Origin of the sequence: Paenibacillus sp. alder61 (genome assembly GCF_020179875.1) — a bacterium.
GTDB classification, from domain to species: Bacteria; Bacillota; Bacilli; order Paenibacillales; family Paenibacillaceae; genus Fontibacillus; species Fontibacillus faecis.
This window is the reverse complement of sequence record NZ_JAIUDG010000007.1, coordinates 121728-146831: the sequence shown is the minus strand read 5'-3', so window position 1 is coordinate 146831 and position 25104 is coordinate 121728. Positions and strand designations below refer to the sequence as shown.

Sequence of the window (25104 nt, the reverse complement as noted above, 5' to 3'; positions counted from 1 at the left end):
TTCAATGAGAAAAGATGTGGGTCGGCTTGAGACGGGCTTATGGCGATGCCGAAGCGAGAGCGCTTACATCGTTTCGGCAAATTCTAGGGTGAGGAAGGTTAGTATGAGTTACGGACAAACTAGTACAGATGTTGTGTTGATTGGTGCCGGAATTATGAGCGCAACGTTGGGAACCCTTTTGAAAGAATTAGCGCCGGACTGGAAGATCACGGTTTTTGAGAAGCTCGCCCGTGCGGGGGAGGAAAGTTCGAACGAATGGAACAACGCGGGAACCGGGCATGCCGCCTTGTGCGAACTTAACTACACCGTTGAACGACCTGACGGATCCATAGATATCAGCAAAGCCATCAAGGTCAATGAGCAATTTCAGATCTCCAAGCAATTTTGGGCTTACTTGGTGAATAGCCATCTGATCCGGAATCCCCGGGACTTTATCATGCCGCTGCCTCATTTGAGCTATGTTCGCGGGGAGCAGAACGTCCAATTTTTAAAGAGACGGTTTGAAGCCCTGTCCAGCCATCCCTTGTTTCACGGCATGGAATTTTCCGACGATCCGGGCAAACTCAAGGAATGGCTTCCGCTGATGATGAAGAACCGCAGCTTTACCGAACCGGTCGCGGCCACCAAAATCAATTCCGGTACGGATGTGAACTTTGGCGCGCTGACGCGGATGCTGTTCGACCATTTAAAGGCTCAACAAGTCGATGTCCACTACAAACACAGTGTTACCCATATGAAGCGGACCCGGGACGGATTGTGGGAATTAAAGGTGAAAAATCTGGATACCGGAGCCGTCGAACACCATACAGCAAAGTTCGTCTTTATCGGGGCCGGCGGAGGAAGTCTGCACCTGCTGCAAAAGTCCGGCATTCCCGAAGGAAAACGCATCGGGGGATTTCCGGTCAGCGGAATATTCCTGGTGTGCAATAACCCGGAGGTCGTCCAACAGCATCATGCAAAAGTGTACGGCAAAGCTTCGGTGGGCGCTCCGCCCATGTCCGTTCCGCATCTGGACACAAGATTTATCGATAACCGGAAATCGCTGCTGTTTGGGCCGTTTGCCGGCTTCTCTCCCAAGTTTTTAAAAACGGGCTCCGTGTTCGATCTCATCACTTCCGTAAAACCGCATAACCTCTTGACGATGTTGGCGGCGGGCGTGAAGGAAATGGCCCTGACGAAATACCTCATCCAGCAGCTGATGCTGTCCAAAGAGCAGCGTATGAATGAATTGCGCGAGTTTATCCCGGGCGCCAAGAGCGAAGATTGGGAGCTGGTCGTCGCGGGCCAGCGCGTCCAGGTGATTAAAGATACCGTGGAAGGCGGTAAAGGAACGCTTCAATTCGGCACGGAGGTGGTGAGCGCCGCCGATGGCTCGGTTGCCGCGTTGCTGGGCGCTTCTCCGGGGGCTTCGACGGCCGTTCACGTCATGCTGGAGGTCATCAAGAAATGCTTCCCGCAGCATTTGAAAGCATGGGAGCCAAAGATTAAGGAAATGATTCCTTCCTATGGCTTATCGCTGTCGGAAAACCCCCATCTTTTCCGCCAAATCGATCCCGAAACCGCGAAGGCGCTCGGCTTGACGGAAGAGAAACGAGCCATAGTGATTTAATAAAAGAGCTAGGCCGGCATCCCGCCGCGCTTAGCTTTTTGCTTTACCGGACAGGCCCAACCATGAAATTTATGTTATTGACAAAGTCCGGGGGCCGGGAGTAGTATTGAAAAATATTTAAAGTAACTGTCATTACTTAAAAATTGAATAGTAAGCAAGCTATGATTGCTATGGATCGTACTATAGCAGGAGCGGCTTCTGGAGAGACCGCGGGGATTCCGCGGCGCCGAAGGGTTCACCATCTCAGGCAAAAGGACAGAAGAGTACTAGATATTTATTTGCTATTCCCCGTTGAATAACAAATCTTATTTATTATTCTTTTAGACCTGGAGATTGGAGCGATCCAATCTCTTTTTTTTGTATCTATGCGGTTCAATGTTTCACATGAAACAATTTAAACATCGAGGGGGAGTTTGTTTTGGCACAACAAGAATTAAAAAGAGATTTAGCAAATCGGCATGTCCAACTCATCGCCATAGGCGGCACCATCGGTACCGGATTGTTTCTCGGATCGGGCAAAGCGATTCAACTGGCGGGACCGTCCATTGTCTTCGCGTACTTGATCGTGGGAATCGCCGTTTTTTTCGTGATGAGGGCGTTGGGGGAACTTCTGCTGTCCAAAGCCGGGTATCAATCGTTTACGGACATCGCCGAAGATTATCTGGGCCCGCGGATTGCGTTCGTAACGGGGTGGACCTACTGGTTTTGCTGGATCATGACCGCTATGGCCGATGTGATCGCCGTCGGGGTATACGTCCAGTATTGGTTCCATATCCCCCAGTGGATTCCCGCCGTCATCTGTCTGCTCATTTTGTTGGCACTCAACCTGCTGACCGTAAAAAACTTCGGAGAATTGGAGTTTTGGTTCGCCTTAATCAAGGTGGTGACAATCCTCGCTCTAATCGCCATCGGGATTGTTCTGCTGGTTATCGGATTTAAAACCGAGTCGGGCATGGTGACGGTAAAAAACATGTGGGAGCATGGCGGAATTTTTCCGCACGGGATCACAGGGTTCTTACTCTCGTTCCAAATGGTCGTGTTTGCCTTCGTCGGTGTGGAATTGGTGGGGGTATCGGCCGCGGAAACCGCGAATCCGGAAAAAAATATTCCCTCGGCGATCAATAAAATTCCGTTACGGATTCTATTTTTCTACGTTGGCGCGTTGATCGCCTTATTGTGCATTAATCCATGGACAGGACTGAGTCCCTCGGAAAGTCCATTCGTTAAAACGTTTAGTTTAGTCGGGATCCCGGTGGCCGCCGGCATCATTAACTTCGTCGTATTAACTTCGGCCGCTTCCGCTTGCAACAGCGGAATGTTCTCAACAAGCCGGATTCTGTACAATTTGGGCAAGAAGGACCAGGCGCCCTCCCAGTATGCCAAGCTGAACAAGAATCATGTGCCGAGAAACGCGTTATTCGTATCCACGCTGGTCATTTCGGCCGGCGCCCTCTTGAGCAAGCTTGTGCCGGAGCAAGCCTTCGGCATCGTGACCACCATTAGCGCCATTTGTTTTATATGGGTCTGGGGGGTCATCCTGATTTGTCATTTACGGTATAAAAGAAACCACCCGCAACTGCACGCGAGTTCCAAATTCAAAGCACCGTTTACGCCATTTGTGAATTATGCCGTCCTGACGTTGTTCGCGGTCATTCTCCTGATCATGCTGGTCGCCAAGGAAACGCGCATGGCCTTATTGTTGACTCCTGTATGGTTTGTTCTTTTGTTCGCTTTGTATGCGGGCAGAGGAAAAAGGGAGAGAAGCCATGGCGCAGCGGTTAAGAACCAGCAGTCCTAGTTGCGTGACGCTTTTAAATGAGGAATATAAGGAAGGCCGGGAAACCGGCCTTTTAAAATTAGGGAGGGGCGCTCATGATCCCGACGGAACGGCAAGCGGGGCTAGCAGCGCGGCGGCTTCTTGGCGAAGCATGGGGCGCGTTGGCCTGTAATCGACCGTCCCGTCGGCGCCCATGCTTACCTCGGGGCCAAACAGCTTTGCGGCGGCTACAAATGATACGGCCTCCCTGGCCCAAGGCGAGGGTTGTTCCCCGCTTAGTTTTGCTTCTTGGGGTAGGTCCGGCCTAAACGCCTGTGCAAACTTCCATGCTAGCGAAGCGGCTTCCTGCCTCGTGATCGCTCGATCCGGCTCAAAACGTCCGTCCTGTACGCCTTCGACACCTATATGTTCTACAGCCGTCTGGATTTCCGGTGCGAGCGGATGACCGGCCGTATCGGCAAATCGGACAGGCTCCTTGCTCAATGGAAACCCGCCGATCTGCACCAGCATTTGCACGAATTCGGCACGGGTTAAAGTTTCCTCGGGTCCGAATTTGCTCGGATTGTCATCGCTGATCTTCCCAAGCTGCTTTAACAGATAAATCGAAGAGGCGTACGGGTGATGCTCAGGTACGTCACTGTAGGGCGCAGGGGTTGGCAATTTCTCGAAAAAGCTGTCCGGGGCATTATAGTAGAAGTAGCTGATTTCTCCTCGGCTATCTTCTTTAAATCCCGCCTTCATGCCTTCTTCGTCTTGAAACAACAACGCCTCCAGTTTCTGCAGTTGGTGCGTGCCCATCTGATCATTTACCGTAAGTGTACCGTCCTGATTGGCCGTAATACGCGAGACCGCCTGCGGATTCCGCAGGTTGCGGTAAGTGCCTTCAAACCGGGTCAAAGGTGTTTGTTGTTCTTGTGCCCGTTGAAGTTGAGGCAGAGCGGCAGAGCGCTGATCGGGATAAAACTGCTGCATGAAAGCGGCGAACAGTTCGACTCTCGGATCTATGGCCTCGCCGTTTACGATAACCAGCGCGCCTACTTTATGCTCGGGCAGCATCCACATCCAGGAATGAGCTCCGGCAAGGTCCCCGCCTTTCCCGATGACGGCCTCTCCATTATGGAGGTGGTTGAAGAAGGATTCAAACCCATACGCCATCACGGGCAGATCTTTATGAACGCCGAATTGGAAGGATTTCATAGTCCGGGCGGTTTGTTCCTTCAATATCCGAGTCTCCCCGAGCTTGCCGTCATTCAGCATCGCCATCATAAATTTGGCCATATCGCCGCCGGTTGAGAATAATCCTCCGGTGGGATCGATATAGGGGGTATTCTCGTACAAAGGAATCTCTTTGCCCTCAGGATCATAACCCTTGGCCAAATTGGCCTGGATCTCGTCACTCATGACAAAATCGGATCTGTTCATGCCGAGCGGTTTTAAAATATGCTCTTTCGTATAGGTTTCAAACGGGAGCTTCGCCACATTTTGTACGATATATCCCTGCTGCACGTAAGCGATATTGTCATAACGGTAGGCCTGTCCGGGCTTACGAATGACGGTCGGTATATTTTCTTTGACGTAACTCTCCAAAGACGTGCGGTTCGCGGCTGCGGAACCTTCCGTATAGTCGTACCCGGTTGTATGGGTTAACAGATGTTTCATCGTCAGCGGGGAGCCTGTTCGATTAGGGATAGTGATGCCCGCCATATATTCGGATATGTCGCGTTCGAGATCAAGCTTGCCTTGCTCGGCAAGCTGCATAACGGCCGTTGCCGTAAAGACTTTGGAGATGGACGCCATACGGAATACCGTGGTATCGGGGTCAACCGGCTTTTTTGCGTCGGCGTCGGCATAGCCGTATCCTTTATTGAGCAGGACTTTATCGTCTTTAACGACAAGAAAGAGTGCGCCTTTGAGCCGTTCTTTCACATCGGGACGCGAAAAATAAGCATCGGCAAACTGCTCTACCGACTCGGCGGTGACGGGAACGGCTTTCTTCGAAGCGGTTGACGCGTTCTGCGCCGACGCGATAGGGTCTTGTGCGGCTGCAACGGGTAGACTTGGCGCGGCCGCAGTCCATCCAATCAGGATGGCCGTTGTCAGGATAGCCGGGGTGATTCCTTTGGGAATGATGATTTTCATCGATTTTTTTCTCCTCAAAATGTATTAGGTGCGGGATAGGCAATATCACTATATCAAATAGCAAGCCGGCGGAAATCCGTGTACACCGCATGATATTTTGCGTTGTCGCGCAAATATACTGAAGGAGCACTGCAAGCGTACGAAGGCTCATCGGCATGATAAATAATTTGAAAAGCAAAAATTTGTGAAATAGAGTGGGTCAGTGGAAATTAACTATGTGTGTTTAAAAACTATGAGCTAGTACCTCGTCAGACAACCCTGATAACATAAAATTCCTGCATATCTGCATGTTTTTTTCTTGTTCGGAACAAAAATTTGAAAATGCCTGCGATTCTGCAGGAATTTTTGACAAAACCGGCTCGTTTCTCTAAAATCACTAGAAATACCTGCAGATTTGCATCTTTTTTTCGCATCCGCTCAGGAATCGGCCTAAATACCTGTAGATTTGCATCTTTTTGGAGTTGGCTGGGTTGGAAGGTAGGGGTTAGGCACCTTGATCTTAGTGCGCTAAATACGATTTAGCGACTCCTCATTTTCTCCTACTACGATGTCTGATGAGGCACTAGAAGCAACGAAAAAAACCCACCAACCTTTTTCAGGATGATGGGTGGCTTATCAGTAGGCCTATTTTCTTAGGGAACTGTCTTTACTTTAGTCAAACTTGATGCAGGTTACTTGATAGAAGCAGATTAAATGGTCGCTTTGAAACATATCGGGAGTCTGAAGCATATCAAATTGTTTATTAATGTAGGTTCTAATTCAGGCAAAACAAGTGGTGGTGGATTAATTTAAGTCTGAGGAGAAAAGTAAGAAAATCTTGTATACTTAGGTTCAATCTTACCCAATAACCATTAAGCTGAGTCGTATCAACAATATATCCCCTAAAAGACGAAATAGACTCATTAGAACAAACTTAGTTGTCCTTCCTCCTCGATATCTGTTAATTGAATTACATATTCATGGGGTGGTAATATTTCATCTATTTTTTCACGAGGTAAGTGTCTTGTCATAAAATAAAAGTCTGAATCGACAATCGAAAGTCTTTTATCAAAATATGTGAATACTTTAGGGAAAATCTCTTTATCATACTGCAAGTCATCAATATGATTTAGTACAGACGTTAAAGCCCCTTGGTTTAGGCTATCTTTCAGAGGGTGAGTTGTTTTTAACTGATCAAATATATATTGGAATGGAAATCCAGCACGTATGAGCGTCTGTTCAGAATTTAAAATTATTTTGATTATGTAATAATATAATTGTAGCTTACGTCTTCGTCCACCACTTGCAATATCTTTAACTTTTTTAAAATATATCTCACTAATCTCATCCCAATATGTCTTCGTGCATTTAGAAGCTAGATCTATATTCTCCAAATGAATTAATTGAGCACTCTTTTCCCTTACGTTATTTACTCGGCAAAAATTAAATAATAAGCCTTGGTACACAGAGACAATTCCACTTGAAGAGTCGATGAAATAATCAATAACACTTTGTGAGATATTTATGTTCAATTCTCTGGATCCTTTTTCAGCTATTTGGCGTAATTCTGAATGCTTCCAAATAGTTGCGTCGATGTAATCGATACGGTGTGAAAGTTCTCCATTAAATTTTTCAAAATAACCAGAGGTTATTTTAGTTCCGATAATAACGAATCGGATTCCATTTTGATAAAACATTTTTAAATCAAACGCTAGTTGATATTGTTCAAATAGCTCAAGGTAATGAAAATCATCCAAGACAATAATTTTTTTACCGGCTCTTTCCAATTCATTGGAAACTTTTACACTAACAGTATTTGGAATATAGGGCCTGCTGTTTTCGGTTTGAATTTCTTTATCATTTATTTCTCCAGTGATTTTACTTTTCAGGAAATCTAGGAAACCGCCGCTGATTTCTCCTTTAAGTTTGTTGGTTTCTTCAAAGGACTTTGTTAAACTATCTGTCACTTCAATTCCTGACTTGTATAATATTTGCATGTAAACATCATTTAAGTTTATACCTTTTGTACAATCGATAATAACTACTTCATCACTTTTTGGAATGTACTTTTTTCTTAAAAAGCTTTTTCCGACCTTAGTCTCCCCAAAGATAACTATATGATGATCCGTAAGTTCAAGTTTATCTTTAAACTCATTATCTATCTCTCTAGACACATAACTCTTAAGGATATCCCTAGAAATTCCGAAAACTTCTTTTAAAGAAACTGTCATCAGATTCACGCCCTTCGTAACAAATATACTCAGAATATACTATAAAAGGAATACAAGTTCTATTAAAACTTGTGTCTACAGGCATATGGAAAGACAGTTTTATCTAAAAAATAACTATTTCGACAAAATTCCATTTTTTCTCTTGATGATAGCTCATATATTTGGTACGATGGACTCACAAAGCTACTCACGATAACGGCAAACTTGTCGAAAGGCAAGGACGCAAAGCTACAGGGCCTTCTTGACGTAAGTCAATGGCAGCCAGCTACCGAACGAAGACGCTTTTTTTGTTTTTTCTGGACAAACTTGATTCAAGATCTGTGGAACTCTATTGCGATAACGGCAAACTTGTTGAAAGACAAGGACGCAAAGCCATAGGGCCTTCTTGACGATCCGTCAATGGCAGCCTGGCCACCGAAGGGAGTTTACAGTATGCGCAGCGTAGTGTTCGCTATTGTAGGACTTTTTGCGTTATTGATGTGGGCTCCGGCTGTACAAGCCGCCTCCTCTGAGGATTGGTTGGACTTGGAGCAGATGGACCGCGGCGTGATCGTCATTAAATATGACGTGAAGGCCGACGTCAAGACAAAGCTCATGATCGCTAAAGGTCAGGACAAATATACATACGGACTTTCGCCGGATAAACGGCAGGAGGCTTTTCCGCTGCAGATGGGCAACGGGAACTATAAGATTACCGTTCTGGAACAAGTCGGGGGCACCAAATATAAGCCGGTCAAGGAAGCGGACGTAACGCTTCGGCTGGCGAACGGCGGCCAGGTATTCTTGAACTCCATCCAAAATATCCATTGGAACGAAGGCGACAAGGCGGCTCAGCTTGCGAAGAAGTTAACCCAATCGGCCTCATCCGATGAGAAGAAAGTACAAGCTATCTACGACTATATCGTCGGCACGATTCGGTATGACGAGGCTCTTGCGGCCCGCGAATTGACGGATTACCTCCCGGACATTAATCGAACATTGTCGGGGCAAAAGGGAATGTGTTACGACTACGCCTCTTTGTTCGCTTCCATGCTGCGGAGCATCGATATTCCGGCTAAGCTGGTTATGGGGACTTCGGATTACGTTGACGTCTACCATGCCTGGAACGAAGTGTTTTTGAACGGGCAATGGGTGACGATCGACACTACGGTGGATGCGAGCTGGAAGAGCAGTGGGACGGCATTCCAAATGGTCAAGGACGCCTCCCATTATACCGCAGCTAAATATTATTAATACGAGAATTAACCTAAGCTTTGGACGGAAGGTCCAAGGCTTATTTGCGTTTGTCTAGAAATTGTATAGTTTTGGAATATATAATGCAGGAAGCCCATTTGGTTCCTGAGAGAAATGACAGGCACAGGAAGTCGTGCGTCAATAAACAAGCAGTGGAGGTGATGGACTGGAAAGTCCCTTATCGCCATGCAATCGGTTGGTTGTATGGCCCGAATTGCGCACGAAAAAGCGGATCGGAACCGAATAGTATGAGGGTGATGAAGAGACTGAGGGAGAGATTATGAGGAGAAAGAAAAAAGTTTTTGGACTCGTTGTAGCTTTACTGTTACTGATTCAAACGCTGTATGGCGCTTCCGTATGGACGGCGAATGCGGCGGCCGATTTGCAGGAAGCGGCGATTGGAGTGCAGGAATCCGTGACGGATAACGTATATAACCCGTCGGCGCCGATCGCCAATACGGAGAGTATTTTAACCAAAGTCGTCTTAACCGATAAGAACGGCACCGTCATTGACGCGGTGTATAATCCCGGCAGTAGTCTGGATATAGGGCGGCCGTGAATCTCAGCTATGAGTGGGAACTTCCGAACGGACACGGCTACGAGAACGGAGATACATTTACTTTTGATCTGCCGGGGCAATTTGAAATTTTTACGGATATCGATGCTCCGCTTGTTTCCGGTCAAGGGGAGGTTGGCCGATTTACGGTCGATCTGAACGGGAAAGTGGTCATGACCTTCAACGATTACGTCGAGAGTCATTCCAACATCACAGGCAAGCTGGAAATCCGCACGGAATTTAAGAAGGAAGTGCTGAAAGGAAGCACGGAAATCATCATTGCCATTCCGGTAAAAAGCGGAGTGCAGACGATCATCGTGAACCTGAAACCGGAGGGCGGCAAGCTGATCGAGAAACAAGGAAAAGCGATCGGCAAAGACCGGATCGATTGGACGGTTCAGGTGAACAAGTCGCTGGAGAACATCAAGCACGCGGTCATCACGGACGCGCTGCCTGAAGGTCTGGAACTGATCGCCGACTCTGTAGAGGTTTACCAGTTGCAGGTTAACGGCGATGGATCGGTTACCCTTGGCGGCAAGGTGGAATCCGGCAAGTATGCGGTCGAAACGAACGGCGGGGCCAAACTGGAGCTTGCGTTCCAGGATGAGACGATCAGCAAAGCTTACGAAATTCGCTTTTCGACGAAGCTTACCGGCGAGCAGTCGCGCTTCGAGAACACGGCTGTCCTGACCGGCGAGGGGATGAAAGAGGCCAAGTCGACCGCTACGGTCACCGTAAATCGCGGCTCATTCTTGGATAAGTCGTATCGTGTTGATCAAGACACCGGAATCATCACCTGGACGGTAAAGTACAACTTTAACGAAAAGAATATCCCGAAAGAAAAGGCGATCGTCACGGATGAATTCAGTACGAATCATACATGGATTGCCGATTCGTTGAAGGTGTATAGGGGCAATTCGACGAATGCCCAGGATCTGCTTTCCGGGGAGGAGTACAAGGCTGATCCGCAAGGGACAAACGGATTTAAGCTGCAGTTTAAGAAGGATATCGATTCACCATATACGATCGTTTACCAAACCAAGCCGGTCGATCGAACGGCGGCCGACGGACAGCCGGTGAAGAACAAAGTGGCGTCGGGCGATGCTTCCAAAGAAGTCACCGTTCCGGCCCAAAAGAGCCGCGCTCTGGTCAAGGGAACAGGGAAGGTGGACTTTGCGGGCAAAACGGCAAAGTGGTTGATCACGGTCAACGGCGACAAAATGCCGGGTGGCGGTAAGTACAGCATGAGCAGCGTCGTGATCACGGATACGTTCCCGCAACAAGGGCTTGAATTCGTACCGGGCTCCGTCGTCGTTAAAGCGGACGGAAAAGTCGTTCCCGAGAGCCATTATAAGGTGGAGTACAAAGATGTACGCCAAGGCTTTGTTATCGAGTTCGCCAAAACCTTGGACACCACCTATACGATCGAGTATGAGACGAAGTTTAACATCGGTTGGCTGAAGGACCGTAAGCTTGATTTTCTGAACCGGGCTTCCATGACGTGGGTCGAGAACGGGGAGAAAAAGGGGCCGATTGAGCGGGATGCCAGCTTCTCCGCCGACGATTACACGAAGAACAATGGCGGTAAAGACGGCGGTTATGATCCCGTCGGCAAAGAGATTACATGGAACATCAAGATGAACTACAACCTCGAACCCCTTAAAGACGCGGTTGTAACGGATGTGTTAAAGCAGGATCAAAAGCTGGTGCCGAATTCGGTCAAGGTATACGAGATGAAATTGATGGGGGGACGAAATGACGTCAAGAAAGGCGACGAAGTTCCCGCATCGAAATATAAGGTGACGGAGCCTTCCGAGGCTAACGGAAACCAACTTTCGATTCATTTTCCCGGGTCGACTTCATCCGCTTACTGGATTGAGTTCAAAACATCGCTGCAGGGCGCTTTGATTGTCAAAGAGATAGACAATACCGCTGAACTTTGGAAAGGAAGCGATAAAGCGGCGACCTGGAACGGTAAAGTAACGGTCCCTCATGGCGGTGAATATGTCGCGAAGCAAGGGAGTCAGAAAGGAAATAAAATCGACTGGTCGATTCGAATCAATGAGGGGCAGTCGCATATTTCCAACGCTAAAATCATCGACCATCCGAGTTCCAACCAGATCCTGATCGAGGATTCGTTCCATCTGTACGCCACCAAGATCGAGGCCAGCGGGGAAGCGGCGAAAGCGGAAGAGCTAACAAAGGGAAAAGACTACACGCTAACCATCGCAAGGCTTGATGGAGATCAAGAGACGTTTGAATTGAAGTTCACCAACCCGATCTCCACGGCGTATATTTTGGAATATCAATCGTTCATTGTCGCGGAAGACAAAGAAGCCGTACAAAATAAAGTAGCGCTCGAGGGCGACCAACTGAAGACCGAGCTTAGGGAGACCACGGAAGAGATTATTGTCCGTACTTCCTCCGGTTCGGGATCCGGAGGCGGCGTAACGGGCAACCTGGAAGTGGTCAAGGTCGACCGGGACGATAAGACGAAGCCGCTGGCCGGCGCAAAGTTCGCGCTTTACGACGAAGCCGGCAAACGGGCGCCGATCGTGAAAACAACGGATGCGGACGGCAAAATCCTGTTCACGAAACTGCTGTACGACGATTATATTTTGGAGGAGCTGGCAGCTCCGGAGGGATATAAAATCGATCAAGCGAAGTGGAACATCACGATTGACTCCAGTATTACGAGCCAAGGCAACGTGAAGAACTTGACCGTGACGAACAGCAAGGAAGAACCCGTCAAACCGGGCGAGCCTTCGAATCCAACGAATCCGTCAAACCCGACCGATCCGGGAACTCCAGGGAATCCAACGAGCCCCGGGAATTCATCGGTTCCGGTAACGCCGAGCCATCCATCGAATCCGGCCAATCCGGGAACACCGCCGTCCGGCGAAGTGGACGTACCGGATGAGGATATCCCGAGAGGCGAACCGACGACGCCTCAGCCGCCTGTGCCGGAAGATCCGGAGACGCCTCCGGTCGATATCGAAGAAGGGGATATCCCGCGCGGCAAGCCGGAACCGGAACCGCAGGAAACGCGCAAGCCATCGCCGGGAACCCTGCTTCCCAAGACCGGTGAAGGAAGCCGTTATCCGTACATCTTAGCGGGTCTGGGACTGATCGGTCTCGGTTTATGGTTAAGCCGTAAACGGGTAAGCAAATAACCATCATGTATTTCGGAAGCTTCGGCTCCCCTTGTCCTTAAATGAGGCAAGGGGAGCCGTTGTTTATCATTCCGGCAAACTCAGCAGGAATGCACCTGTCGGCTGTGGAATATATCCTTAAAACCGGGGTATCGATTATTAGGCGCATTTTATTTTAGGTGCGCTTTAGCCGCAGGAGGAGAAAACTACATGAAGTCGATTACCGTTCAGCGTCTTACGGAAACATTCCAATTGGAAGTACTTGCGGGGGCCGACCGATTGGACCGCGCCATTACCCGGCCGCGAACGCATAGACCGGGACTGGAGTTTGTCGGATACTTCGATTTTTTTCCAATGGAGCGCGTGCAAGTGCTCGGCCGCAAGGAGATTACCTATTTATTGACGCTTAGCATAGAGGAACGCAAGCTTCATATCGGAAATATTGTCAAATATCAACCGCCTTGTTTTATTGTGACGTCGGGGCAGCAAGAGATTCCCTATCTAACCCTGTTCTGCGACCAGGAGGGCATTCCGCTCCTGCGCACGTCCGAGACGACTACGGAGTTTATAGCCAAGTTGGATAACTATCTGGTGAAGGCATTGGCGCCGGAGTTGTCGATTCATGGGGTTTGCGTGAATGTTTCGGGGATAGGCATCCTGCTTCGGGGCAAATCGGGGATCGGCAAAAGCGAGACCGCCCATACGCTCATTCGCAGGGGGCACCGTTTTGTGGCCGACGATATCGTGGTCCTTAAGAAACTGGGGCCGTCGACCCTGCTCGGGACGCATAATGAGACGACTCGGGAGTTTCTGGCCCTGCGCAGCGTCGGGCTGATCAATGTCGTACGCCAGTATGGACGCCGGGCTTTTCAGGACGAGACGCGTATTGTCCTTGATATTGAGCTGTCTCCCTGGAAGGAAGATGCGCTGAACAATGAGTTGGAGGTCGTTCCCCAGTTCACCGAGTACCTCGGCGTTCAAATTCCGCATCTTGAAATCCAGCTCCAGCCCGGACGCGACGTAGCGGGATTGATCGAAGCGGCGGCGAACAATTGGTATCTTAAACAGCTGGGATACAGCGCAGCCGAGGAATTTATGCAGCGAATCGAGAGCAAGTTGCAGTAGGTTATCGAGACATTTGCCCATAAAGGCGCAAAGAGGGGGAGCACGTGCATACGAAAGAGAGCTTGATAAAGCAATTGGAGCAGTTGGGAATCGACGGCAAGGGGACGCTGCTGATCCATTCTTCCATGAAAAGCATAGGACCGGTCGAGGGCGGCGCAGACACCGTTTTGGATGCGTTTACAGCGTATATGAAGGAGGGCTTGCTTGTCCTGCCGACTCATACGTGGTCCCGCATCAATGCGGATCATCCGAGGTTTTACGTGGATCGGACGCCCTCCAACGTCGGGATATTGCCCGAACTTTTTCGTCAACGGCCCGGTGTGGTGCGTTCCCTGCACCCCACCCATTCCGTGGCTGCGTTAGGTCGGGATGCCGTAGCGTTTACAAACGATGACCATCATTTCGATACTCCCTGCGCCAGAGGCTCCGCTTGGGGGAAGCTGCTCGACCGACGGGCGACCATTTTGTTGGTTGGTGTTGACTTAAGGCGCAATACCTTTATTCATGGGGTCGAGGAGTGGGCGGACATCCCGGGCAGGTTAACGGATGATCATGAGATGCTGTATACGGTTTTACCCGACGGCTCGGAAATCCCGGTACCGTCCCGCAGGCATTGCGGGCTGTCGTGGTCGGAGCATTTTTGGAAGGTGGATGAGGTCCTGGAAAAGACGGGCGCGATGCACCGGGGGCAGTTTGGCGATGCTTCGGTAAGGGTGTGTGATGCCGCGATGGTGGCGAAAGTAATCACCGAAATGCTCAAGCGCAATCCGGATTTGTTTTCGGATAACCTTCCCTTGGAGGATTGAGGCGAGTTTTATAACGCAATCAAGTCGCATAAAAAAATCAAAAACCCGGCGAATTTGCCGGGTTTAATTGTGACGGTTTAAAGTTGCGCACATAGATATGTTGTGATATGATTGGAGAGCTGCTTTTTAATATTTTTGAAACAGAGCGTATTTAACCCATCTTATTTACACCTTAATCATACCACATGGAAATTCGCTTTGTCAAACTTTATTTTTTCGCAAATTTGAATGAAGGGGTGCAGGCGGAAGATGATCAGCGCTGAGGATTGGAAACAAGAACAGGAACGGTTGGACGAGGTCACGGAGAAGCTGCAAGCCAGGATCGCCGAGCTGGAGCCGGAGGTGACCGGGCTGCATGAGCAGGTGACGGGCATCCGCAAGCAGTTTTGGGAAGAAGTCACCGTAAATACCAGCACGGATGAGGATTTTGAAGAAACCTTCTACAGCATCCGGCAGCAGGAAGCGCTATTGTCCGAGCGGGAGCGAAGCCACCGTCTGCGTACCCAGCAATGGAAGAGCATGAAACGGCTGCTGTCGTCCCCTTACTTTGGGCGAATCGATTTCCATGAGGATGGCCTGGGTTTTGTCGAGCAAGTTTATATCGGCGTCTCTTCCTTCGTCGATGCGGATGGCCTGCGTTTCTTGGTTTATGACTGGCGCACTCCCATCGCGAGCATGTATTACGATCATTCCCCCGGCGCGGCCGGATATGATACGCCGGGTGGACCCATCACGGGAACGATGACCTTGAAGCGGCAGTATCAGATCCGCGAGGGGCAATTGCGAAACGTGTTCGACACGAGCGTGACGATTGGCGACGAATTGCTGCAGCAGGTGCTCGGAAAAGGCGCGGACCATCAAATGAAGAGTATCGTCGCGACGATTCAAAAAGAGCAGAACGCGATTATCCGCGAGGACAAAAGCCGGATGCTCATTGTTCAGGGAGCGGCCGGAAGCGGGAAGACCTCGGCGGCGCTGCAGCGGGTGGCGTACCTGCTGTACACGCACCGTGAGCGTCTAAAGGCGGATCAAATCATTCTTTTCTCGCCGAATCCGATGTTCAACAGCTATGTCTCCACGGTGCTCCCTGAGCTGGGGGAAGAGAACATGCAGCAAACGACCTTTCAGGAGTACCTCGACTACTGGCTGGGCCATACGTTTCGGCTGGAGGACCCCTTCGACCAAATCGAATACGTTTTGACGGAACATGCCGGCCAGGGGTATGAGGCCCGGGTCCAAGGCATTCAATATAAAGCGTCCGCCGCCTTCCTGCAAGCGCTCCGGAATTATGCGGAGCGGTTGGAGCAAGCGGGCATGCGGTTCCAAAGCATCCGGTTCCGCGATCGCGACCTGATTCCGGCCGAGCGGATGGAGGCCAAGTTTTACAGCTATGATCCCTCCATCCGTATGACCAACCGCATCGCCCTGCTGCAGGAGTGGCTGCTGCGTGAACTGGTTTCGCTGGAGAAGAAGGAACGGGAGGAGCTTTGGGTACAGGAGGAGCTGGATTATCTCGACAAGGATCAGTATGCCGAGGCGTTTCAACGGCTGCACAAGGATCGGGGCGTTTTTGATTTCGCCGAACAATATGAGGAAGTTCAGGAAAGGCTCCAAGGGGAGCGCCGACCCGATGAAGCTGACTTTGACTATGCCGACCGGGAGGAACAAATGCTGCGGCGGATGATCGTCAAGGAGCAGTTCAAGCCGCTGAAACGAAGCGTGAAGCGGATGAAGTTCATCGACATGGTCGGGTTGTACAGCCAGCTGTTTGCGGAAGAGGAGACGTTCAGGGAGATGACCGGTCACGCGGAGATCCCGTCGCTTTGGACGGAAATCTGCGGGCAGACCCGGGAGAAGCTGGACCGGCTCGAACTGTTCTATGAGGATGCAACGCCATATCTGTACTTAAAAGAGCTTATCGAGGGCGTGCGGACAAACACGGAAATCCGGCATGTGTTCATTGACGAGGGCCAGGATTATTCGCTGTTTCAATACGAGTTCCTCAAAAAAATGTTCCCCCGGGCCCGCATGACGGTGCTCGGCGATTTTGGCCAGGCCATCTTCGCTCAGGCCACGGAACTTTACGGAGGCGACTCGCCGCTGGTCCGCTTATATGGGGAAGCCGAAACCAACCTGTTTCGGCTGGTTCGCAGTTACCGGTCGACCCGTGAGATTGTGGAATTCACAAGGTCGCTGCTGCCGGACGGCCAGGAGATCGTGCCCTTTGAACGAAGCGGCCGGAAGCCGCTCCTCTGCGACGCGGGTAGCGGGGAGCCGCGGGCGGCGCGGATCGCCGAGCACATAGCGGCGCTTCAAGCGGAAGGCTTCGTCTCCATCGGCGTCGTTACGAAGACGGCGGCCGAAAGCCAAGAAGCCTATGACCTCTTGATGTCGCAGGGGTGCCAGGGGCTAAAGCATGTGACGAAGAACACTCCCTCTTTTGAACAAGGCACGCTGATTCTCCCTGTATATCTCGCTAAGGGGGTTGAATTCGACGCTGTTCTCATCTATGACGCCTCCTCGCGGACGTATCATCGGGAGAGCGAACGCAAGCTGTTTTATACGGCGTGCACGCGTGCCATGCATCGGCTGTTGCTGTACGCCGCGGGAGAATGGACCCCGTTCATTCAGGATTTGGATGGGTCTTTGTATGAGATCGAAGAAGGATAGAATGAAGTGGGCACCCATCGCGGTGCCCCGATTTTGGTTTACAGATAAATCCTTCGGGCCTCCTCGCCGAAAAACTCGATCACCCGCTTATGTTCGGTAATATCGATGTGGTTCAGCCTCATGATTCGCTGTGGAAAGATGGTATCCGCAAACATGTGGTTAATAATCTTCCCGCACCATGCGGGGTTGCTTTTAAAGTAATCCACCAAATGATGAATCTCATCAAATTTAAAATACAGGATGTAACAAGCATAATGCTGGAGCAGGGTCCGGAAACCGTGATCGCGGTAGGGACTGGAGTGGTTGTCCGCAAGAAACCCGGCCATGACCTCGAACACCTGCGTTCTATTTTCCGAATAAGTGCGAATCAGCGCATCAACGTCGTTAACCAGCCGCAGCACGTCCTCCAGCCCGTCTTCCGGCGGCAGGGTCAGCTTGGCCGATTTTCCTTCAAGGGATCTCAACAGCTCCAACGTGAGTCTTTTGCAGGCCTCGATTTCCTGGGGGGACAGGAGGATCTTCCCGCTGAACTTGTCGAGATGCTCGCGGTAATAATCGTGATATGCGGAGAAATAGCGCTCCATCTCTATATTGGTTTTCGTATGAACCAACTCATGCTCCCGGAATGAAAAGGCGTAGAGGGTTTCCTCATTTACCGGGTGGGCATAGAGGTAGAAAAAGAAGAAGAACTCCCTTAATTGGCGCTTCCGTTCCTCGCTTATGGCGGAGACATCCCCCAATTGCGACAACTGGGTGAAACAATAGTTTTTCATGAAATCGTTCATTGCGCCGTACGGATTGTGATTGGTTATGGTCGTCGTCGAGTTGATCGTAAACAGCAGGTAGTAGAATACCAGTTCATCATATACATCCATCTGCTTGAAAATATCCGAGAGTACGGGCTCCCAGTCGGGGTTCCTGATGTAGTGGGGATCTCTCGGCTGTAATTCGTCCGTCCAGTCCGTAAAGAGCGCATCATCTCGGCCGGTCAGGAACAACGCTGTTCTGCCGTCTTCGCAATAACCGTATTCGAAGCTGCCCATTTGCACGGGAGGCAAACCTCTACTAAATTTTAGATTCACATATTCATGATAGAGTAATTGAAGGTTCATCCGTTATATCCTCGCTTTGGGGTTTAGTCCATCATTCGAATGGGCGGAAAAAAGCTTATCCTGCCTAGAGTTTTTCGCCGCATGGGGCCGGAATCCTTTTGGATCTGTATATTTATTGTCGAGTTCTCTTTGCTAAACTGAAACCGAGTTGCTTATTTTTTCATGGTGGAGGTCGACAAATTTATCATTATGAACAATCAAGCGGTAACGGACGGGCTGGTCGTCAGAGCGCTGGAGCGGAATTTGGCCATGATCCGTTTCGACACTGACCGAAAGGTGGCTTATGTCAACGAGGTATTCGCGAACACGATGGGATATTCCGTAGATGTGATTATGAACATGCGGCATCGCGATTTCTGTTTCGAATATTTTGCGGACTCGCCGGCCTACGAAGAATTTTGGGGTGGCTTACTGTCGGGACAGAGCTTTCAGGATAAAATAGAACGGAAAAACTCCCGTGGAAAAGCGGTGTGGCTGGAAGCCACCTATATGCCGATTTATGATGAAGGGGAATCCGAGATCATCGGCGTTTTCAAAATCGCGACGGATATTACGGCTCGTCAATCCAGCCTGGCTACAGTGGTTAGGGAATTGGAGGCGACCTCCCAGGGGTTAAATCAGCGTGCGGAAGCGGGAATCAGCCGAAGTCGGGAGCTTCTCTGGAGTGTCGACCGGGTTGCCGAGGTTTCGGAGGATAACAACCTTACCCTGAAGCAGCTGCAGGAGCAGGCCAAGTCGATCCAGGGGATTGTGCAGACGATCCGCGACATTGCCTCACAAACCAACCTGCTCGCCCTGAATGCCACCATCGAGGCGGCCCATGCGGGACCGCATGGCCGAGGGTTTAATGTCGTGGCTGCCGAAGTGCGCAAGCTGGCCAATGAAGTGACGGATTCCATCACCCAAATCCAGGGAACCATCAACGGCATTGCAAAGGAAATTTCCGAGATTTCGGAAGGTATCCGCCGCGTTCAGTCTTCCGTCGTGGAGAGTCAGCAGCAGATTCGCGTGACCCTGGATGATTTTGACAATATCGTAGATTATGCTCAAAAGCTGGACGAGCAGGCACGAAACGTTGCGGCCAATATTTAAATAGGATGATATATTGCCCCCAGGCAGGTTGGGGGCTTTTTTACGTATATCTCCGAAAAAAGTCGCGGGAGGTTTGGGATTGGGATAGGTATACCCGGCATAGTTTAGATTAGTGGCAAGTAGAGAAGGAGGAGTGATACTGTGGAAAATAACCCGCTTCACCAAGCTGCGACGGGACATATCCCACAGCCGATAAGGCAGGATGGGGCAGGTTGGTGGGACTTGGGTCCGCGTGATATTCTGCGCGACCGTGAGAACCCGGATTTGCTGGTTCCTCCCGTCACGGATGCCGGAATGATCCCCAACCTGAAGTTTTCATTCTCCGATGCACATATGCAGTTGAATCACGGCGGCTGGTCGCGGGAGGTGACCGTTCGCGAGCTTCCGACCGCGACGACGCTGGCCGGGGTGAACATGGCGCTTACGCCGGGGGGCGTCCGGGAATTGCATTGGCATCAGCAGGCGGAATGGTCCATCATGTTGGTGGGCCGGGCCCGGATCACGGCGGTCGATCAGAACGGGAGGAATTTTATAGCGGATGTAGGCGTGGGGGACCTGTGGTACTTTCCCCCGGGAGTTCCGCATTCGATCCAAGGATTGGAGGAAGGCTGCGAGTTCTTACTCGTTTTTGACGACGGGAGTTTCTCGGACCTCAATACGTTGTCGATCTCCGATTGGTTTGCGCACACGCCGAAGGACGTATTGGCCGCGAATTTTGGAGTGCCGGCAAGCGCCTTTGCTCATATCCCGAAAGAACAGCGTTATATTTTTCAGGCCAAGGTCCCCGGGACTCTGGAAAGCCAACAGGTAGCCGATCCCTATGGTACGGTTCCTTTAACGTTTTCGCATCGGCTGCTTGCGCAGAAGCCGTTGGTAACTCCGGGAGGGAGCGTGCGGATCGTCGATTCCACGAACTTTCCGATCTCCACCCAGATTGCCGCCGCTCTGGTTGAGATCAAGCCGGGCGGCATGCGGGAAATGCACTGGCATCCGAACAATGACGAGTGGCAGTATTACATCTCGGGAATGGGGCGGATGACGGTGTTTGCCGCAAACGGCACGGCCCGGACGTTCGATTATCGTGCCGGCGATGTGGGGTACGTCCCTTTTGCCTATGGTCATTACATTCAGAACACAGGCGACCAGAGCCTATGGTTTCTGGAAATGTTTAAGAGCGACCGGTTCGAGGATGTTTCCTTGAATCAATGGATGGCGCTGACGCCTCATCAGTTGGTACAAGACAATCTTAACCTGGGCCCCGAAGCGATGAACGCCCTGCGGAAGCAAAAGTGGCCGGTGGTAAAGTATCCGGGGTGCTAGTGCCCCATCAGACAACCTTGATAAAGAATTCCTGCATATGTGCATGGTTTTTTTCTGTTTGGAACAATAATTTCAAAATTCTTGCAATTCTGCAGGAATTTTTGACGAAATCGGCTCGTTTCTCTAAAATCGTCAGAAATGCCTGCAGATTTGCATCTTTTTTCGAATTCCCTTGGGGACCGGCCTAAAATACCTGCAGATTTGCATCTTTTTGGAGTTGGAAGGGTTAGAAAGTGCGCTAGAACATTTTCCACCCGATAATGTCGGATATCTTCTTATGTATTTCCTGGTACATCGGCTATGTATTCCTACTGGAATTGTGAATCAATACATGAGCTGCAACCGAAGAAAAAGGTATGCAATCTGGAGCCCCACGGTGGCGGCTGTAATGGCCAGACAGACGGGGAGTCGGCTTTTCTGCCCCGGTGCCAGTGAATTTGAAACGACGGATACCCCTCCCAGTACACCGATGGAGCAACTGATCGGCCCTGCAACAAGCCAGCCGAATATCGTGAGAATCAGCATAATAGTCGTTGACCAGCCCGGGATATTGCTGAGAGGAATATAAGGTTTTGCGGAATTCAGATAGAAACCGTCAACCGCCAAATCCACTTTTCCTCCAATTGCAGTCAGGTTCAGGGTTTTGCTCCCGATAACTATAGGTTCATCGATGAGCCGAATCACCGTGCTTCTGCTCTTCACCCGTCTTTCGACCCCATCCACGGTGATCTTGCATTTAAAGAGCCCCGTTTTAATGCCGATTTCGTGTGGTGAGCCATCGACCAGGACGGTCCATGATTTTGCCATTGAATACGACCTCCAAGTTTCCCAGTTGGGATAATTTTCAAAATTTAATACTTAAGGTATATCGGCTGCGAGAGCATTTTTTGAATAGGGTCCCGACTCAACCTTTTGTAGGATTCGTGAACGTTATGGGGTAAAAGCGTGAAGTTTTTCTTGACAGGGTGGAGGGGGATGTGCAAAGTTACTGGTGTCGAATAGAAAAAGACGCGAGAAGCGAGAAAGGGGAGCCCCTCTGAAAGCAAACCGGATGGAAGCGTTTAGCGATGGCGTGCTGGCGATCATCATTACGATCATGGTGCTGGAGTTCAAAGTGCCGGAAGGCCACAACTGGGAGGCGCTTATCGGACTTGGCCCGAAACTGCTTAGCTACATTTTCAGTTTCGTATATGTCGGTATCTACTGGAATAATCACCATCATCTATTGCATATGGTTCGAACGATGAACGGGCGGTTGATGTGGCTCAACTTACTGCTTCTCTTCTGGCTATCCCTTGTGCCGTTCACAACGGCCTGGATGGGGGAAAGCCATTTTGAGGCTACTCCAACGGCGCTGTACGGCCTTATTTTGCTGCTGGCGGCGTTCTCGTACTGGCTGCTTCAGCGGACGATCAGCAACCAGCATGCCGGCGATTCTTCCTTCGTCGTAGCGCTGGGCAAAGACTGGAAAGGGAAATTATCTCCCTTGCTCTACTTGGTTGCGGCCTTGAGCGCCTATGTGAGTCCTTGGATCTCCGGCTTCTTCTTCGTACTCGTTGCGGTCATCTGGTTCGTGCCGGATCAGCGGATCGCGCATGCGCTGAGAGACCGTTAATAAAAGCTCTTCGATACTCGTGTGAAGGCGGGTTCGAAGAGCTTTTTTGGGCGAATGCCGCCTTCATTCAACAAGTCGTAATACTTCTGCCCTGTTGGTGCGCCGCAAACTCTGCGATGATGAGTACATCAAAGCGATCGGGTCACGGACTTCGAGCCTTTGAGCCTTCAGGCTATTGCGATCCTTCCTTCTAAACTCATTTGGCGAATTAGGGTCGCGGCTTTCCTGAAGGATTTCCATCCGGAGAGGAGGCGTCCAGGCTATCATATTCCTTCCTTCTACTTCCCTTATTGAATTAGGGATATGGCTTTCCTGGACTCTTTAATTATGATAAATACGATTTTTTTGCGGAGAGCGAACAAGGTGATCGTCGAGCCAGGGCAAGAGGCGAACATGGCGAACACACTTCCCAAAGCTTACTTGGCGACGGCGTTAAAAAACTTGGAAGCCCTTGGCTTTACGTTTTCGCATGCGTTGATGCGCGCCGTACTTGCCTTATCCAAAGGGCAATTTGAAATGTTTTATCGCGAGCTGGTATCCGATTTAAGGGTGATGGTTGGCGCGCATGTGGAATATAAGCCGATGTATCCCGCCTTCCCGATGCAGGTGATGCAGGAGGATGACGTGGAGCTGTATTTGAATGCGATCTATCATTATCTGACTTATGAATACCCTGAATATCCTCCTGTGGATAGGCCTACACTGCTCGATCAGGTAAACCTGAAGGTCATCGATCTTGGAAGCAAGGAAGAATTCCATCTCATGATCCGTCGACTGATCGAAGCCAAGGTCTCCATTTCCGAGACGGACAAACAAGATATCGATTCGGCTATTGAGCATGCGGAGCCGGATGAATTGGCGGCGATGCTACCGTCCGAGATTCCGTTCAAGGAGAATGCCGCTTTCGTAGCGGCCTCCTTGATGAGGCATGACAAGGCCGATTTGGGGCTGATCGGGCGGTATTTTAAAACCGCTACCGATGTCCTGCGGTTGGCCGTGGCCTGGTCGGACGGCGATGTCAGCCTGGCGGAGGCGACGCGCTTCCGCAAATTTAAACGGCGTGAACGGAGACTGCTGCTGGGCCTGCTGGAACAGTGCGGTCAAATCACGGAGGATATGCTCCGGTATAAGGAACGCTGGATTCGTTTGGGCGAGATTCTTCACCCTTCCGAATACAAACACCGTTTTCGCCGATGTGAGGAAGCTTTTGCTATTTTGCGGAACAACAAGCCCTTTACGACCTTCAACGGAAGCGTCGAACTGGCGTTCCAGTACCGAAATATGTGGACGCTCATAGATCTGTTAACGCAGCGTCCCGGCGAATTTGCCAGAAGACTGGATCACCTGGTTCGGACCGCCGAAGACCCGGAATATGTATTGCTGGCGTTCGGCGAAGTGGTGGACCAGGTATCGACTCCGGTGCTGCTGCAGGTAAAAAACCATTTTGCCCGCCGAAACGAGCCGCGGGATCTGCGCGTCTTTTTCCCGAAAGGAAGGGTGGCTAACGCTTTTGCGATTCCCGATACCCTTCCGGAAATCGATGAGGCTGTCTGCCGGGAAGCGGTACGATTGTGCGAGGAAGCGCTGGTCCGGCGTTTCTCCTTGCTCCCTCCGCTTGGGAAAGTCTATGTCGATCCGGAATTGAAGAATTATCATGTTCCGTTCTCGCAACGCTCGGCGAGCAAGGCGCTGCGCACTCTTGTGCGGGGAAGCCGCCTCCCGATGGGCGAAGGGGACACGATCCGGTTCTTCAATTGGTGGAAAGAGGGGAACGTCGACGGAAAGCCCACCGGCCGCGTGGATATCGACCTGTCCGCCGTCATGTATGACCGCAACTGGCAGTACGTGGAGCATATTTCCTATACGAACCTGCGCTCGTCCAAATACCGTGCCGTTCATAGCGGGGATATCGTGTCGGCTCCTCAGGGCGCCTGCGAGTTTATTGACCTGCATATCCCTTCCATTGTCGATTACGGAGGCCGGTATATCGTGGCCACCCTGCACTCGTTTACGGAACAGCCTTATTGCGATTTGCCGGAGTGCTTCGCGGGCTGGATGATGCGTAAAAAACCGGGCTCCGGGGAAATATTCGAGCCATCCACCGTGGAGAACAAGATCGACGTCACCGCCGATACGCAGATCGCGATTCCCGTCATTATGGATCTGGTAACCCGTAAGGTGATCTGGACGGATCTTTCGTTAACGCGACATCCCCATTACTACAACAATGTGGAAGGAAACCAAAAAGGGATGGTCCTTATGGGCAAAGCCATGACCTCGATGCGGAAACCCGATCTGCAAGACCTGTTCAGCCTGCATGCCCAGGCACGCGGGGAACGGGTTGACAGTCCGGACCAGGCGGGGATGGTATTTTCGGTGAAGAAAGGGGTAACTCCCTACGATATCGAACAAATTATGGCGGAGTATTTGGTCTGATCCAAACTTTAAACTCAACCGTTATCCTCGGTGGATTTCACCGGGGATTTTGGCGTGCGGAGATTTTTTTTCTTGCTTGTACAGTTTTTGTACAGATAAAAAATGATACAATGCGTGGAGGAAACACTAAACTTTCATTTAATTCCAGAATACTGCACCAGGCTCCAAATAGATCGGCCTCTCAAGAAGACCGCGTCAACATCACGACTACGAGAGACACAACAGAACGGGGGTCCTAGTTTGTTAAGGCGA

The 25104-nt window shown here is 50.5% G+C and carries 16 protein-coding genes and 3 riboswitches; of the genes, 12 read left to right on the top strand and 4 right to left on the bottom strand.

What is annotated here, in order from left to right:
* The first annotated feature begins 4 nt into the window (after nt 1-4).
* Together LBW89_RS09240 and LBW89_RS09235 are read left to right on the top strand one after the other, a co-directional pair.
* Nucleotides 5-1609 carry a malate:quinone oxidoreductase gene (locus tag LBW89_RS09240; RefSeq protein WP_148453852.1) on the top strand — a complete coding sequence of 535 codons (1605 nt, stop codon included), beginning with the start codon at nt 5-7 and terminating at the stop codon, nt 1607-1609.
* A 188-nt stretch (nt 1610-1797) separates the two neighbouring features.
* A riboswitch (glycine riboswitch) is annotated at nt 1798-1878 on the top strand.
* 149 nt (nt 1879-2027) lie between these two features.
* On the top strand, nt 2028-3407 hold the full coding sequence (locus LBW89_RS09235) for an amino acid permease (protein WP_225039046.1): 1380 nt from the start codon (nt 2028-2030) through the stop codon (nt 3405-3407).
* Nucleotides 3408-3479: 72 nt separating this feature from the next.
* Here the strand turns inward: LBW89_RS09235 and LBW89_RS09230 are convergent, their stop codons facing one another.
* Together LBW89_RS09230 and LBW89_RS09225 are read right to left on the bottom strand one after the other, a co-directional pair.
* A complete protein-coding gene (locus LBW89_RS09230; RefSeq protein WP_225039045.1) occupies nt 3480-5525 on the bottom strand; it encodes a serine hydrolase in 2046 nt (681 codons plus the stop codon).
* Nucleotides 5526-6427: 902 nt separating this feature from the next.
* Nucleotides 6428-7735 carry an ATP-binding protein gene (locus tag LBW89_RS09225; protein WP_148453845.1) on the bottom strand — a complete coding sequence of 436 codons (1308 nt, stop codon included), beginning with the start codon at nt 7733-7735 and terminating at the stop codon, nt 6428-6430.
* Between the two features lie 187 nt (nt 7736-7922).
* A riboswitch (cyclic di-GMP riboswitch) is annotated at nt 7923-8008 on the top strand.
* Between the two features lie 58 nt (nt 8009-8066).
* Nucleotides 8067-8154: riboswitch (cyclic di-GMP riboswitch) on the top strand.
* A gap of 13 nt (nt 8155-8167) precedes the next feature.
* Here LBW89_RS09225 and LBW89_RS09220 point away from each other — a divergent pair.
* From LBW89_RS09220 to helD, 6 genes are all read left to right on the top strand, one after another.
* Nucleotides 8168-8968, top strand: coding sequence for a transglutaminase-like domain-containing protein (locus LBW89_RS09220; protein WP_148453842.1), 801 nt, complete (start codon nt 8168-8170; stop codon nt 8966-8968).
* Nucleotides 8969-9248: 280 nt separating this feature from the next.
* Nucleotides 9249-9527, top strand: coding sequence for a hypothetical protein (locus LBW89_RS09215; RefSeq protein WP_225039044.1), 279 nt, complete (start codon nt 9249-9251; stop codon nt 9525-9527).
* Complete coding sequence (locus tag LBW89_RS09210) at nt 9524-12697, top strand: collagen binding domain-containing protein (protein WP_225039043.1); 3174 nt, start codon at nt 9524-9526, stop codon at nt 12695-12697. The genes LBW89_RS09215 and LBW89_RS09210 overlap by 4 nt, the downstream gene beginning before the upstream one ends.
* 189 nt (nt 12698-12886) lie before the next feature.
* Nucleotides 12887-13801, top strand: coding sequence for an HPr(Ser) kinase/phosphatase (hprK, locus tag LBW89_RS09205; protein ID WP_148453838.1), 915 nt, complete (start codon nt 12887-12889; stop codon nt 13799-13801).
* Between the two features lie 44 nt (nt 13802-13845).
* Nucleotides 13846-14607: an AAC(3) family N-acetyltransferase gene (locus tag LBW89_RS09200; protein WP_148453836.1), complete on the top strand. Its 762-nt coding sequence runs from the start codon at nt 13846-13848 to the stop codon at nt 14605-14607.
* Between the two features lie 249 nt (nt 14608-14856).
* A complete protein-coding gene (gene helD, locus LBW89_RS09195; RefSeq protein WP_225039042.1) occupies nt 14857-17277 on the top strand; it encodes an RNA polymerase recycling motor HelD in 2421 nt (806 codons plus the stop codon).
* A gap of 38 nt (nt 17278-17315) precedes the next feature.
* Here helD and LBW89_RS09190 read toward each other — a convergent pair whose 3' ends face one another.
* A complete protein-coding gene (locus tag LBW89_RS09190; protein WP_225039041.1) occupies nt 17316-18389 on the bottom strand; it encodes a hypothetical protein in 1074 nt (357 codons plus the stop codon).
* Nucleotides 18390-18578: 189 nt separating this feature from the next.
* Between LBW89_RS09190 and LBW89_RS27695 the strand changes: the two genes are divergently transcribed.
* Both LBW89_RS27695 and LBW89_RS09180 read left to right on the top strand, forming a co-directional pair.
* Complete coding sequence (locus tag LBW89_RS27695; RefSeq protein ID WP_225039040.1) at nt 18579-19481, top strand: methyl-accepting chemotaxis protein; 903 nt, start codon at nt 18579-18581, stop codon at nt 19479-19481.
* 141 nt (nt 19482-19622) lie between these two features.
* Nucleotides 19623-20801, top strand: coding sequence for an oxalate decarboxylase family bicupin (locus tag LBW89_RS09180; protein ID WP_225039039.1), 1179 nt, complete (start codon nt 19623-19625; stop codon nt 20799-20801).
* A 324-nt stretch (nt 20802-21125) separates the two neighbouring features.
* On the opposite strand, the gene LBW89_RS09175 is transcribed toward LBW89_RS09180, so the two are convergent.
* A complete protein-coding gene (locus tag LBW89_RS09175; protein ID WP_225039038.1) occupies nt 21126-21608 on the bottom strand; it encodes a hypothetical protein in 483 nt (160 codons plus the stop codon).
* Between the two features lie 229 nt (nt 21609-21837).
* On the opposite strand from LBW89_RS09175, the gene LBW89_RS09170 reads away from it, so the two are divergent.
* Together LBW89_RS09170 and LBW89_RS09165 are read left to right on the top strand one after the other, a co-directional pair.
* Nucleotides 21838-22416, top strand: a complete 579-nt coding sequence (locus LBW89_RS09170) for a TMEM175 family protein (protein WP_225039071.1) — start codon at nt 21838-21840, stop codon at nt 22414-22416.
* 327 nt (nt 22417-22743) lie between these two features.
* Nucleotides 22744-24852 (top strand): TerD family protein, encoded by a 2109-nt coding sequence (locus LBW89_RS09165; protein WP_225039037.1) that lies wholly within the window; start codon nt 22744-22746, stop codon nt 24850-24852.
* The last annotated feature ends 252 nt before the right edge of the window (nt 24853-25104 follow it).